The following is a 12837-nucleotide window of genomic DNA, read 5'->3' as shown; positions in this document are numbered from 1 at the left end:
CAAGGCGAATCACGCGTGATTCCATACGTGTAATTCGAGCGAGCGGCGCGCGAATCACACGAGGGACAAGGTTCAGAGATGATGGACGTGCGGCGGGCAACCGCGGCCGAAGGACGGCTGCGTGTCGATTTTGCCGGGCTCAAAGCCTGGCGCGACAGTCTGTCCGAGCAGGCCGCAACCGCTCCTGAACCCTTGCTGCGCCATCTGCCGAAGGCCGAGCTTCTGCTGAAGCGTACCATTCCGGTTCTGATCGTCGCCTTCCTTGCAGTCGTGGCCGCCTCGCATTTCTTCGGCATGATCAGCGAATACAGCCGCATGGAGGCTTCCGCCCGCCACGCGACGGCGCTTTCCGCCGTGACGGCGGCCGCCGTCTTCGCCGATGCGACCGATCTCTTCGATAGCGGCAATGCCATGGAAGCGCAGACGCGGCTTGCGAAATTCCTGCCGCAAGACCGCCTGGAAAACGGCGGCTTCGTGCTTTTGGTGCAGGCGAGCGGCAAGGTCTTTGCGGCAACGGCGGCAGGGGCCACCTATGTCGGCGCCGATGTCTCGAGCCTCTTTCCCGAAATCTCCGCCATTCGCCGCTTCGGCGATCACACCGATGTCATCGAGACGAGCATCGGCGGCGAGCTGCATTATGCCGAAATTGCCCTAATGGGATCGGCCGGCGGCTACATCATCTCGGCCACTTCGCTCAACGAGATCAACCGCCTCTGGCGCGAGGAGCTGACGCTCAACGTCACGCTGTTTGCCGGCATTTCTTCCATCCTGCTGGTCATCCTCTACGCCTATTACATGCAGGTGAAGCGGGCGCGCGATGCCGACGATATCTTCCTCGAATCGAACCTCAGGGTTGAGACCGCGCTGTCGCGCGGCCGCTGCGGCCTCTGGGATTTCGATTTCCAAAATCGCGAATTCTTCTGGTCGCGCTCGATGTACGAGATGCTCGGACTTGCCGGTTCCGACAAGACGATGCGATTTGCCGATGCGGCCCGCCTGATGCACCCCGAAGATAACGGGCTGCATGAGATCGCCCGCGCCGTCGCCAATGGCAACTCCGGCCAGGTCGACCAGATCTTCCGTATGCGCCATGCGGCCGGCCATTACGTGTGGATGCGCGCCCGCGCCCAGGTCATCCGCAGCCATTCCGGCCGCGTGCACATGATCGGCATCGCAATGGACGTGACCGAGCAACATCGCCTCGCCCAGCGCTACGCCGAGGCCGACCAGCGACTGGCCGACGCCATCGAGTGCACCTCGGAAGCCTTCGTGCTGTGGGACAAGAACGATCGGCTCGTCATGTGCAACGCGCATTTCCAGCAGGCCTACGGGCTTCCGGACAGCGTGCTGGTGCCTGGCACCGAGCGTTCGGTGGTCAATGCCGCTGCGGCGCGCCCGGTCATCGAGCGGCGTATCGCCGATGCCGATGGTTCAGGCTATTCGCGCACGACGGAAGTACAACTCGCCGACGAACGCTGGCTGCAGATCAACGAACGGCGCACCCGCGACGGCGGCCGCGTGTCCGTCGGCACCGATATCACGCTCCTGAAGCGACACCAGGATCGCCTGCGCGACTCCGAGCGCCGCCTGATGGCGACAATCAACGACCTCTCCGCCTCGCGTCAGACACTGGAAACGCAGAAGGCCGAGCTTTCCACCGCCAACTCCAACTATCTCGTGGAGAAGGAGCGCGCGGAAGCGGCCAACAAGGCGAAATCGGAATTCCTCGCCAACATGTCCCATGAGCTGCGCACGCCGCTCAACGCCATTCTCGGCTTCTCGGAAATCCTGCAGAACCAGATGTTCGGCCCCCTCGGCTCGGCCAAGTACTATGAATATGCCCGCGATATCCACGACAGCGGCAAGCATCTGCTGAATGTCATCAACGACATCTTAGACATGTCGAAGATCGAGGCCGGCCATATGCTGCTGTCGCGCGAGCCTACCGACCTCGCACCACTGATCGAGGAAAGCCTGCGCTTTACCGCCATTCCGGCAGCCGAGAAGAACATCGTCATCGAACAGCGCATCTGCTCGGGCATGACACTGATGGCCGATCGCCGCGCCATGAAGCAGGTGCTGCTGAACCTGCTCTCCAACGCCGTGAAGTTCACGAACGAGGGCGGGCGCATTGCCGTTCGCACCCGCCGTGTCGCCGATGGCGTCGTCGTGACCATCGCCGATACCGGCATCGGCATTCCGCAGACGGCGCTCACCAAGATCGGCCAGCCCTTCGAGCAGGTACAAAGCCAGTATGCTAAGAGCAAGGGCGGTTCCGGCCTCGGACTCGCCATTTCTCGGTCGCTGACCCATCTTCACGGCGGCAGCATGAAGATCCGCTCTCGCGAATCCATCGGCACGGTAATCTTGCTGCGTATCCCCGATCACGCCTAAGATGGTTAGACGACCTTCACCACCGTCTGAAAAATCTTGCGGACGGCCTTGGAAAGCCGCTTCACCTCACCTTCGAGTGTCTTGATATCCGGGCAATCTCCAGCACGGCAGACGAGTTCAATGAGGCCGGCCGGCGCGTCCTTTGGATCGAACGGGCCGTCAATACATAGGCGGATAAGCTGTGAAAGCTCGGTGTAAAGCGCGAAGGCTTCCAGGCAGGTGTCCAAATCGGCGGAGGCCATCAGGCCAGAACCCAGCGCTTTCAGCGCCGCCCCTGTGGTGAGGCCGTTCACCCTTGTATCAACACCCTTTGCCGGGGCGATCAGCGCCAGATATTGGGCGATGAATTCGATATCAACCACACCGCCCGGAATGAGCTTCAGATCCCAGCCATTTTCCGGCGCCTTCTCCTTTTCGATCAGCTCACGCATCTCGGCAACGTCATGGGCGACTTTGGCGACATCGCGCTTTTTCGACAGGACGTCGGCAATGATGTCTTCGGCCTCGCCGATCAGACTCGGATCGCCGCAAATCAGCCGGGCGCGGGAGAGCGCCATGTGTTCCCAGGTCCAGGCCTCTTCGCGCTGGTACTTACCGAAGGCATTGATGCGGGTGGCGACCGGTCCCTTGTTGCCGGAGGGGCGAAGGCGCATGTCGACTTCATAGAGCACGCCTTCCGCTGTCGGAGCGGAGAAAGCGGCGATCAGGCGCTGGGTGATGCGGGTGAAGTAGCGTGTCGCGTCGAGCGGCTTTGCGCCATCGGATTCGGCTGACGCGTCGTCGTAATCGTAGAGCAGGATGAGGTCGATGTCGGAGCCCGCCGTCAACTCAAAACTGCCGAGCTTGCCCATGCCGGCAATGGCGATGCGCCCGCCCGGGTAATCGCCATGGACCGTTCGTATCTCGTTCATGACCGCATTGAGCGCGGCTTCGATGATAAGGTCGGCCAGATGGGTGAAGGCGCGCGAGGCCATGTCGCCGTTGATCGAGCCTGTCAGCAGGCGGATGCCGATCAGGAAGCGCTGTTCGGATGCAAAGATGCGCAGCCGATCCAGCACCTCTTCATAATGCCGCGCCTGCACGAGCGAGGCCTTCAGCCGCTCGCCGAGATAATCGCGCGTCGGAAGCTCGGCCATCAAGCCGGGATCGAGCATGCCGTCAAAGACATGCGGCCGCGCCGCAATGACCTCCGCCAGCTTCGGTGCCGAGGACATGATGTTGACGATGAGGGACAGCAGGGCCGGATTGCTGCCAAGCAGCGAGAAGAGCTGAATGCCGGATGGCAGGCCGGAAATGAAGCTGTCGAAGCGCAGCAGCGCCTCGTCCGCCCGCTTGCTTTCGCCGAAGACGCGCAGGAGCTCGGGCGCCAGCTCCGTCAGACGTTCGCGCGCCTCGACCGATTGCGTGGCGCGATAGCGGCCGTAATGCCAGGTGCGGATAACGCGGGAAATATCCGAAGGGCGTTCGAAGCCGAGCTTCTTCAGCGTCTCCAGTGTATCGGGATCGTCACCCTGGCCGGTGAAGACGAGATTGCCCGTCCCAACGGAGAGTTTGGTTTCCTGTTCGAAGAGATCGGCGTAGCGACGTTCGACGGTCTTCAAGACCTCCACCAGCCGCTCGGAAAAGCTCGGCGTATCGGTAAAACCCATCATGAAGGCGATACGCTTCAGCTCCGCGTCGGTTTCCGGCAGGAGATGGGTCTGCTCGTCGCGCACCATCTGGATGCGGTGTTCGACGTCCCTCAGGAACCAATAGGCCTCCGTCAGCTCGTCGCGCGTCTGCGCGTCGATCCACTTCGCCGCCGTGAGTTCGGCGAGCGTCTCCTCCGTCACACGGGAACGCAGGGCCGGCATGCGGCCGCCGGCGATCAGCTGCTGGGTCTGCACGAAGAATTCGATCTCGCGGATGCCGCCGCGCCCGAGCTTGACGTTGTGGCCCTTCACGGCGATCGCGCCATGGCCCTTGTGGGCGTGGATCTGCCGCTTGATGGAATGGATATCGGCAATCGCCGCATAATCGAGATATTTGCGGAAGACGAAGGGGACGAGGCCGCGCAGGAATTGCTCGCCGGCTGCGATATCGCCGGCAACTGCGCGGGCCTTGATGAAGGCCGCCCGCTCCCAGTTCTGCCCCCTGCCCTCATAATAGATCATGGCGGCATCGACAGGGATGGCGAGCGGTGTCGAGCCTGGGTCGGGCCGCAGCCGAAGATCGGTGCGAAAGACATAACCATCCGCCGTGCGTTCCTGCAGGATGCGCACCAGCCGCCGCATCATGCGCGGGAAGATCTCGATCGCATCATCGGGATCGGGCACGATGCCGGCCTCTTCGTCGAAGAAGACAACGAGGTCGATATCGGAGGAGTAGTTGAGCTCGAAGGCGCCGAGCTTGCCCATGCCGAGAACGATCAAGCCGGAGCCTTCGCTTGGGTCTGCTACATTGCTCAGTTTCAGCTTACCGCTTTCATGCGTGGCGAGCAGCAAGTGATCGATAGCGGCCGCTACCGAAGCCTCGGCTAGTTCGCTGAGCCAGCCGGTCGTCGCCCGACCGTCGAAGATGCGGGCGAGATCTGCAAGGGCGACGAGGAAGGCCACCCTGCGCTTGACGATGCGCAATCTCGTCATCACCTGGCCTTCGTTCGGCGCGCTTCCTTCACTGTCAGGCTTCCAGCAGTCGCGCGCTTCTGAAATCAGCGCCTCGATCTGCGGCTCCAGTGGATCGGTGATGGCTGAGACGAGGATAGCCGGATCGAGATTGGCGATCTCGCGCAAATAGGGAGAAAGCGTCAAAGCGGCGGTGACGAAATCGCGGAGCGGCCCCTCGGTCTTCAGCATGTTGGCGACGACAGGCTCACTCTTGCCGATATCCTGCAGGTCAACCAGCGCCGCTTTCAGTTCCGTCTGGTTCAACGGCCGCAGAAGTCCTTCGGTGACATCCTTCAGCCCGTGCTTCGATTTCGTCAGCATTCGCTCTCCCCGCCATGCCGCAATGCGACATTAAACTAGGGCCTCAAGCCGAAAGCGCCAATATGAAAATGATCAGGAAAATCAGGCTGGCTTGGCAGGGAAAACCATGCTGACGGTGAGGCCCGGTCGGTCGACATTGCTGGGTTCGGTGTCGGAGAGTTCCAGCGTGCCGCCATGCAGTTCCATGATCGCTTCCACCAACGACAAGCCGAGGCCGGTGCCTGGCTTCGAACGGCTCTCATCCAGGCGCACGAAACGCTTGAGCACATCCTCGCGCCGATCGGCAGGGACGCCCGGGCCATGGTCGGCGACGGAGAGGCAGATGCCGTCGGGGCGGCGGCTGAGCTTCACCAAGACCGAGCCTGCTCCCTCGGCATCAGCGGAATATTTGATCGCGTTATCGATCAGATTGAAGATCGCCTGACCGATCAGTTCGCGGTTGCCTTGGATCTCGATGTCAGGCTCGATCTCGGAGATCAGCGCCATTCCCGCCTCTTCGGCGACGGGCTCGTAGAGTTCGGCGCTATCGGCGACGATGGCAGACAGCTCGATCGACGACATTTCCGCGGCGACAGAACCGGCTTCGACGCGGGAGATCATCAGCAGCGCGTTGAAGGTGCGGATGAGCTGGTCGGATTCGGAAATGATGCCTTCCAGTGCGCCGCGGCGCGCTTCGCCATTTTCGCTGTCGAGCGCATCTGCCGCTTTGTTGCGCAGTCGCGTCAGCGGCGTCTTCAGGTCATGGGCGATATTGTCGGAGACCTGCCGCAGGCCCTCGTTCAGCTTCTCGATGCGCTCCAGCATCGTGTTGAGCGAGATGGAGAGACGGTCAAACTCGTCGCCGGAGCCGCCGACCGGCAGGCGCTGCGCAAGGTCGCCGGCCATGATCTTCTTGCTGGCATCCGACATGCGGTCGATGCGCTTCAACGCGTTGCGGCCGATGCCGAACCAGATGATGATGGCGCCGAGGCCCATGATGGCAAGCGCGATCATCAGTGCCTGGCGCACCAGCACGCGGAAACGCTCCGGCTCGCCGAGGTCGCGGCCGATCAGCACCCGCAGGCCGTTGTCCAGAACGAAGATATTGGCAATCGCCGTATGCCGCACCACGCCGCTATCGGTGTAGCGCTGATACATGAAGGGTATCGAGGTCCAGCCCTGCTCCTCGAAAACGCCCGGCTGCACCGAGGCGACGTTGCCGGCGAGGATATCGCCCGAGGGACCGGCGATGAGATAGAGATTGGCACCCGGCTGGCGGGCGCGGCGCTCCATCGTGCGCAGCAGCAGGTTCATGCCGCCGGCATCATAGGCGCGCTGGACCTGCGTCACCTCCTGGGCGACCGCCTCACGGATTTGGCCGGTCAGCAGCCGCTGAGACATCGCCGTCACATAGAAGACAAGCGTCGCGGCGCAGATCGAGAAGAGCAGAATATAAAGGGCCGAAAGGCGGACTGCTGTGGACTTGAAGAGAACCCAGAAACGGCTCATCCCTCGTCCTTGATCATGTAACCCGCACCGCGGATCGTCTTCAGCAGCGGCTGGCTGAAGTCTTTCTCGATCTTGGAGCGCAGGCGCGAGACATGCACGTCAATGACATTGGTCTGCGGATCAAAATGGTAATCCCAGACATTTTCGAGCAGCATGGTGCGGGTCACCACCTGGCCTGCATTCTTCATGAGATATTCCAGAAGGCGGAATTCGCGCGGCTGCAGGGGGATTTCCTTGCCGCCGCGGCGGACCTCGTGCGAGAGGCGGTCGAGCTCGAGATCGCCGACGCGATAGACGACGTCCTGATCGGGCGTGCCCTTGCGGCGGCCGAGCACTTCGACGCGGGCGAGCAGCTCGCTGAAGGCATAGGGCTTCGGCAGGTAATCGTCGCCGCCGGCGCGCAGACCCGTTACCCGGTCGTCGACTTGGCCGAGGGCGGAGAGAATAAGAACGGGTGTGTGGATGCCCTTTCGGCGCAGCTCGCTGATGACGGAAAGACCATCGCGGCGCGGCAGCATACGATCGATGACGATGACGTCGTAGGTATTTTCCGAACCCATGAAGAGGCCGCTTTCGCCGTCGCTTGCATGGTCGGCAACGATACCCGCCTCACGAAAAGCTTTCGTGAGATAGACCGCCGCCTCCAGATCGTCTTCGATGATGAGAATCTTCATTCGGCCGACATTACCCTCCGGCTGCTTTTCGGCAAGGCTGAAAGCGTTTTCCTGTGGTGCAGAGGTCATTGCGGGCGTCCTTCATAATTGAAGAATTTGGCGGCTGTGAAGAATTCGGCAAACTTAAATAAATTGGCAGAACTGGAAATCTGGAACCGCGCAGCATCTGCGCGGCTCCAGATTCTGGGGCAGAAGATCAGCCTTGGCCGTTGATCGGAAGGGCGACGAAGCGGCTGCCGTCCTTCGACTGGATCTGGAACAGCGCACGGGTGCGGCCGTCCTTCTTGGCCTGGTTGATGACGCGGACGACATCGTCAGCACTGGAGACTTCCTGGTTGTTGACCGAGGTGATCGTCTCGCCTTCCTTGATGCCCTTGTCGGCAGCATCGGAGTTCGGATCGATGCCGGTGATGGCAAGACCCTTGCCGTCTTCGGCCGGACCGACCGTCAGGCCGAGATCGGCGAGCGCCTTTTCGGATGCCGGCGGCTGAGCCTGCTCCTGCTGGTCGTTGTTGTCGTCAGCCGAGGCCTGCTGGTCGGCCGGCAGTGTGCCGAGTTCGACGGTGACGGACTGGGCCTTGCCGGAACGCCATAGCGAAAGCTCGACCTTGCTGCCCGGCGTCATGGCGCCGATGCGGCGGCTGAGATCGCGCGCATCCTTGACAGGTTCGCCGTTGACGGCGGTGACGACGTCACCGGTCTTCATGCCGGCCTTCTGGCCCGGCGTGCCGTCCTGTGCGGAAACGACCAGAGCGCCACTTGCTTCGGAGAGGCCGAGGGAGTCGGCAATGTCCTTGGTGACCGGCTGGATCTGCACGCCGAGGTAACCGCGGGAAACCGTACCGTCCTTCATCAGATCGGCAACGACATCCTTGGCGGTGGAAGCCGGGATTGCGAAGGCGATACCGACGCTGCCACCCGACGGCGAGAAGATCGCGGTGTTGATGCCTACAACCTGGCCATTGAGGTTGAAGGTCGGGCCACCGGAGTTGCCGCGGTTCACGGCTGCGTCGACTTGCAGATAATCGTCATAGGGGCCGGAGCCGATATCGCGGCCGCGGGCCGAAATGATGCCCGCCGTCACCGTGCCGCCGAGGCCGAAGGGATTACCGACGGCGACGACCCAGTCACCGACGCGAACCTTGTTGTCATCGGCCCAGTTCACATAGGTGAACTTGCGGCCCTTGCCATCGACCTTCAACACGGCGAGGTCGGTGCGCGGGTCCTTGCCGATCAGCTTCGCGTCAAGCTCAGTACCGTCGTTCATGACGGCAACGAAGGCCGAGCCATCGGAAACGACGTGGTTGTTGGTAACGATGTAGCCGTCTTCGGTGATGAAGAAGCCTGAGCCCTGGGCGACCGGGCGCAGACGGCCCTCACCCTGATGGCCGAAGCGGCGCTGCTGGTTCTGGCCCTGACGGTTTTGCTGTTCGCCGAACTGACGGAAGAACGGCTTCAGAGCGTCGGGCAGATCGTCAAAGCCGCGACCATTGAAATCGAAGGAGAAACCGTCGCCATCATCGGAAGCAGGCTTCATGCGGCTTTCGACACGGACGGAGACGACAGCGGGGGAAACGGCGTCAACGACGTTGGCGAAGCTCGGAACCGAGGGAGCCTGGACATTGACAGCCTCGGCGTAAGAACGGGAGATCTCGACAGGGATACCGGTTGCGAGCACGGCGGCAGCCAGACCAGCAACGGTGGATGCCTGAAGCACCGTTTTGAGGGACGGACGTCCGCGGAATTTATTCAGCATTTGAGCACCTTCTCTTCTTGTTCAGATCTCGTCCCGGCAGGCAATGCCGGATCGGTGATGATCGAGATATAGGACGTAACACCTTACTGCGAACTGTCTAGCCGATGAAAAATTCGTAATGTACCGGCAATCTTTTGCGCTCGTCAGACGGACGAGGCGTTCGCCCATCCTTATTTAACCGATCGGTTGACAAGCAGGCCAACGCCCTATATTTAACCATAGAGTTATATACGAGGCAGATCATGCAGACTGACGCTTTGAGTGCCGCTTTCGCGGCCCTCGCAGACCCCACACGCCGGGCGATCATCGCGCGGCTGGCCGAAGGCGAGGCTTCCGTCAACGAACTTGCCGCCCCCTTCGAGATGAGCCTTCCGGCCGTTTCGAAACATCTGAAGGTCCTGGAAAAGGCGGGGCTGATCAGCCGGGGCAAGGAAGCGCAATGGCGGCCGGCGAGACTCGAGCCGATGGCAATGAAGAGTATTGCCGACTGGCTGGAACAATACAGACGGTTCTGGGAAACGAGCTTCGACCGACTGGACGATTACCTGCAGAAGGTCCAGAGAGCGGACGATAGCGGCCCACGCAACTGAATGTCGATGCGCATCCTCAATCAAACAGGGAAATAATTATGGCCGATCAGCTATCGCGCTCCACATTGCATATGCAGCGGGTCTTCAATGCGCCGCGTGCGCTCCTCTGGGCTGCCTGGACGCGGCCGGAAATGGTGGTCGGCTGGCTCGGCCCCGTCGAATGGCCGGCCGTCAGTGTCGTACAGGATTTGCGTGTCGGCGGTGCTTATCGTGCCTGCCTGAAGAATGCGGAAGATGGCCGCCTCCTATGGCAGAGCGGTGTCTACAGGGAGATCGAGGAGCCATCGCGTCTCTCCTTCACCTTCCAGTGGGAGGGATCGCATGAGGATGGCGCCCCGGTCGTGACACTCGTAACCGTCGTCTTCGAGGAACTGGCCGATGGCCGCACGCGGATGGATTTCACCCATGCGGATCTGAGATCCGAAGAGAGCGTTGCCGGGCACCGCTATGGCTGGGAGAGCACCTTCGGCAGGCTGGAACGCTGGATTGCAGCGCAAGGACATCAAAGGGAGTGATGACCATGAAACTCGTAACGAACCTCGTTTTCAAAGGCGAATGCCGGCAGGCCTTCGAATTTTACGCCAAAGTGCTCGGCGGCAAGCTGACGGGCATGTTCACCTTCGGCGAAGCACCCGGCGACGTGCCGGTCGATGCGTCCTTCAAAGACAAAATCATGCATGCCTGGCTCGATGTCGGCGACCAGTCCCTGATGGGCTGCGACGCCCCTCCCGGATATCAGGAGGATATGGGCGGTTTCAGCGCCACCTATCATAGCGAGGACGCGGCAGAGACGAAGCGGGTCTTCGACGCGCTCTCCGAAGGCGGCAGGATCACCATGCCTTTCAACGCAACCTTCTGGTCGCCTGGCTTCGGCATGTTCACCGATCACTTCGGCACGCCCTGGATGGTCAACACGATCCCGGCGGGCCAGCGATGAATGAAACGGCGATGATCTGGACCGGCCGCGTGCTGACCGGGCTTTTCGCACTCTTCATGCTTGGTGCATCGATAGCGCCCAAACTTCTGGGTCTGTCGGTCGCCGAAGAAACGATGACGCAACTCGGCTGGCCGAACGGCTATGTGCTGATGATCGGCCTGATCGAGCTTATCTGCCTCGTGCTCTATCTCATCCCGCAGACGAGCGTCTTCGGCGCAGTGCTGATGATGGGCTTGCTCGGGGGTGCGATGGCGACGCAGATCCGCGCCGGAAATCCGCTCTTCAGCCACATTCTGTTCAGCATCTATCTCGGGCTGTTCATGTGGGGCGGGCTGTGGCTAAGGGATCCGGCTGTGCGGGCGCTATTTCCCTATCGCAAGACATAGGAGCGATCATTCCGTCATGTGCCTTGGCGGAATGATCGCTTCCTTCTCCAGCAATTCGGCAAGCCTTTCCTGCTCTTCCGCCGTGAGTTTGCTTCCGGTCGGCTTGCCGGCTCGCTTGCGGGCAAAGACGACGAGGGAGATGCCGCCGGCCAGGATCAGCAGCACGGGCGCGCCCCAGAGGAGCAGCGTTCGCATGCTGAAGCGCGGCTTCAGCAGGACGAATTCGCCATAGCGCGAGACGATGTAGTCCAGCACCTGCTGGTCGCTGTCACCATCAGTAATGCGCTCGCGCACGAGCAGGCGCAGATTCTTGGCGAGATCGGCGTTGGAATCGTCGATCGACTGGTTCTGGCAGACCATGCAGCGCAGTTCGGCTGAGAGCGTCCGGGCGCGGGCTTCGAGGGCGGGGTCGGCGAGCATCTCGTCGGGGTTGACGGCGAAGGCCGGGGCGGCCGCCATCAACAGGGTCAGGGCGAGGAGGAGCCGCCGCATCATTCCGCCGGCTCCATGGCCGGTGCTGCCGGCTTGCCGGTCTTTGCCTTCGCCTTCCTGCTCGGCGCCCCGACCCGCAGGCGCCGGTCGCTGAGCGAGACGAAGCCGCCGAGCGCCATGACGAGCGCCCCGCCCCAGATGCACAGAATGAACGGCTTCCACCAGATGCGCACGACGATGCCGCCGTCATGGGTGGCGTCGCCGAGCGACACATAGAGCTGGCTGAGCCCGAAGGTCAGGATGCCGGCCTCCGTCGTCGGCATCTGCCTTGCGGTGTAGAGGCGCTTGGCCGACCAGACATCGGCGATCTCGGCGCCGGCACGGCGGATCGAGAAGTGGCCGCGATCCTCGGTATAGTTCGGGCCGGTCGCCGGCTGCATGCCGTCAAAGACGATGCTGTAGCCGCCGGCTTCCGTCGCCTGGCCCTGCTTCATCTCGATCACATGCTCGGTCTGGAAGGTGGTCACGGCGACGATGCCGAGCACGGTGATGCCAAGGCCGGCATGGGCAAGCGCCGTGCCGAAGGCCGAACGCGGCAGGCCGGTCAGCCGCCGCCAGGCAATATCGACCTTCACCTTGCCGATGCCGGCGCGATACCAGAGATCGGCGGCCGCGCCCAGGATCAAGAACAGACCGGCGGCAAGGCCGAGCATGGCCATGACCGGACCGCCATGTTCGATATAGAAGAAGACCAGGGCGGCGACGAAGGCGAGGCCGGCCACGACATAAAGCCGCTGCAGGGCGCCGAGCAGATCGCCGCGTTTCCAGGAAAGCAGCGGCCCGAAGGGCACGATGACGAGCAGCGGCGCCATCAGCAGGCCGAAGGTCAGGTTGAAGAAGGGCGGGCCGACCGAGATCTTGTCGCCGGTCAGGGTTTCCAGCACCAGCGGATAAAGCGTGCCGGTCAGAACCGTGCCGCAGGCAACCGTCAGGATCAGGTTGTTGACGACGAGCGCCCCCTCGCGCGAGATCGGCGCAAACAGACCGCCGGCCGACAGTAGCGGAGCGCGCAAGGCAAACAGCGACAGCGCCCCGCCGATGAAGATCAACAGGATGCAGAGGATGAAGACGCCGCGGCTCGGGTCGCTGGCGAAGGCATGCACCGAGGTCAGGACGCCGGAGCGCACCAGGAAGGTGCCCATCAGCGACAGCGA

The 12837-nt window shown here is 62.1% G+C and carries 11 protein-coding genes; 5 read left to right on the top strand and 6 right to left on the bottom strand.

The features are described 5' to 3' along the window. The first annotated feature begins 78 nt into the window (after positions 1-78). On the top strand, positions 79-2394 hold the full coding sequence (locus tag EV281_RS00055) for a PAS domain-containing sensor histidine kinase (protein WP_132650943.1): 2316 nt from the start codon (positions 79-81) through the stop codon (positions 2392-2394). 5 nt (positions 2395-2399) lie between these two features. Here the strand turns inward: EV281_RS00055 and EV281_RS00050 are convergent, their stop codons facing one another. From EV281_RS00050 to EV281_RS00035, 4 genes are all read right to left on the bottom strand, one after another. Further along, complete coding sequence (locus EV281_RS00050) at positions 2400-5360, bottom strand: bifunctional [glutamine synthetase] adenylyltransferase/[glutamine synthetase]-adenylyl-L-tyrosine phosphorylase (protein WP_132650942.1); 2961 nt, start codon at positions 5358-5360, stop codon at positions 2400-2402. A gap of 81 nt (positions 5361-5441) precedes the next feature. Then, positions 5442-6848, bottom strand: coding sequence for a HAMP domain-containing sensor histidine kinase (locus tag EV281_RS00045; RefSeq protein ID WP_132650941.1), 1407 nt, complete (start codon positions 6846-6848; stop codon positions 5442-5444). Continuing rightward, a complete protein-coding gene (locus EV281_RS00040; RefSeq protein WP_132650940.1) occupies positions 6845-7591 on the bottom strand; it encodes a response regulator transcription factor in 747 nt (248 codons plus the stop codon). The genes EV281_RS00045 and EV281_RS00040 overlap by 4 nt, the downstream gene beginning before the upstream one ends. 127 nt (positions 7592-7718) lie before the next feature. Continuing rightward, complete coding sequence (locus EV281_RS00035; protein WP_132650939.1) at positions 7719-9278, bottom strand: Do family serine endopeptidase; 1560 nt, start codon at positions 9276-9278, stop codon at positions 7719-7721. A 242-nt stretch (positions 9279-9520) separates the two neighbouring features. Between EV281_RS00035 and EV281_RS00030 the strand changes: the two genes are divergently transcribed. The 4 genes from EV281_RS00030 to EV281_RS00015 are packed head-to-tail and all read left to right on the top strand — an operon-like array spanning position 9521 to position 11191. Then, positions 9521-9868: a metalloregulator ArsR/SmtB family transcription factor gene (locus tag EV281_RS00030; protein ID WP_132650938.1), complete on the top strand. Its 348-nt coding sequence runs from the start codon at positions 9521-9523 to the stop codon at positions 9866-9868. 38 nt (positions 9869-9906) lie between these two features. Further along, a complete protein-coding gene (locus EV281_RS00025) occupies positions 9907-10383 on the top strand; it encodes an SRPBCC domain-containing protein (protein ID WP_132650937.1) in 477 nt (158 codons plus the stop codon). 5 nt (positions 10384-10388) lie between these two features. Beyond that, a complete protein-coding gene (locus EV281_RS00020; protein ID WP_132650936.1) occupies positions 10389-10805 on the top strand; it encodes a VOC family protein in 417 nt (138 codons plus the stop codon). After that, positions 10802-11191: a DoxX family protein gene (locus EV281_RS00015; RefSeq protein ID WP_132650935.1), complete on the top strand. Its 390-nt coding sequence runs from the start codon at positions 10802-10804 to the stop codon at positions 11189-11191. Before EV281_RS00020 ends, EV281_RS00015 begins: the two co-directional genes overlap by 4 nt. A 6-nt stretch (positions 11192-11197) precedes the next feature. Here the strand turns inward: EV281_RS00015 and EV281_RS00010 are convergent, their stop codons facing one another. Both EV281_RS00010 and EV281_RS00005 read right to left on the bottom strand, forming a co-directional pair. Then, positions 11198-11686, bottom strand: coding sequence for a cytochrome c-type biogenesis protein (locus EV281_RS00010; protein WP_132650934.1), 489 nt, complete (start codon positions 11684-11686; stop codon positions 11198-11200). Then, the coding region (locus EV281_RS00005; protein WP_281026247.1) for a cytochrome c-type biogenesis CcmF C-terminal domain-containing protein at positions 11683-12837 on the bottom strand (1155 nt) is incomplete at its 5' end. The genes EV281_RS00010 and EV281_RS00005, both read right to left, overlap by 4 nt.

The sequence above is a fragment of the Rhizobium sp. BK418 genome, from assembly GCF_004341105.1.
In the GTDB taxonomy this organism is placed as follows: Bacteria; Pseudomonadota; Alphaproteobacteria; order Rhizobiales; family Rhizobiaceae; genus Rhizobium.
The sequence above is the reverse complement of the archived record's forward strand: the minus strand, read 5'-3'. Positions and strand labels throughout refer to the sequence as shown.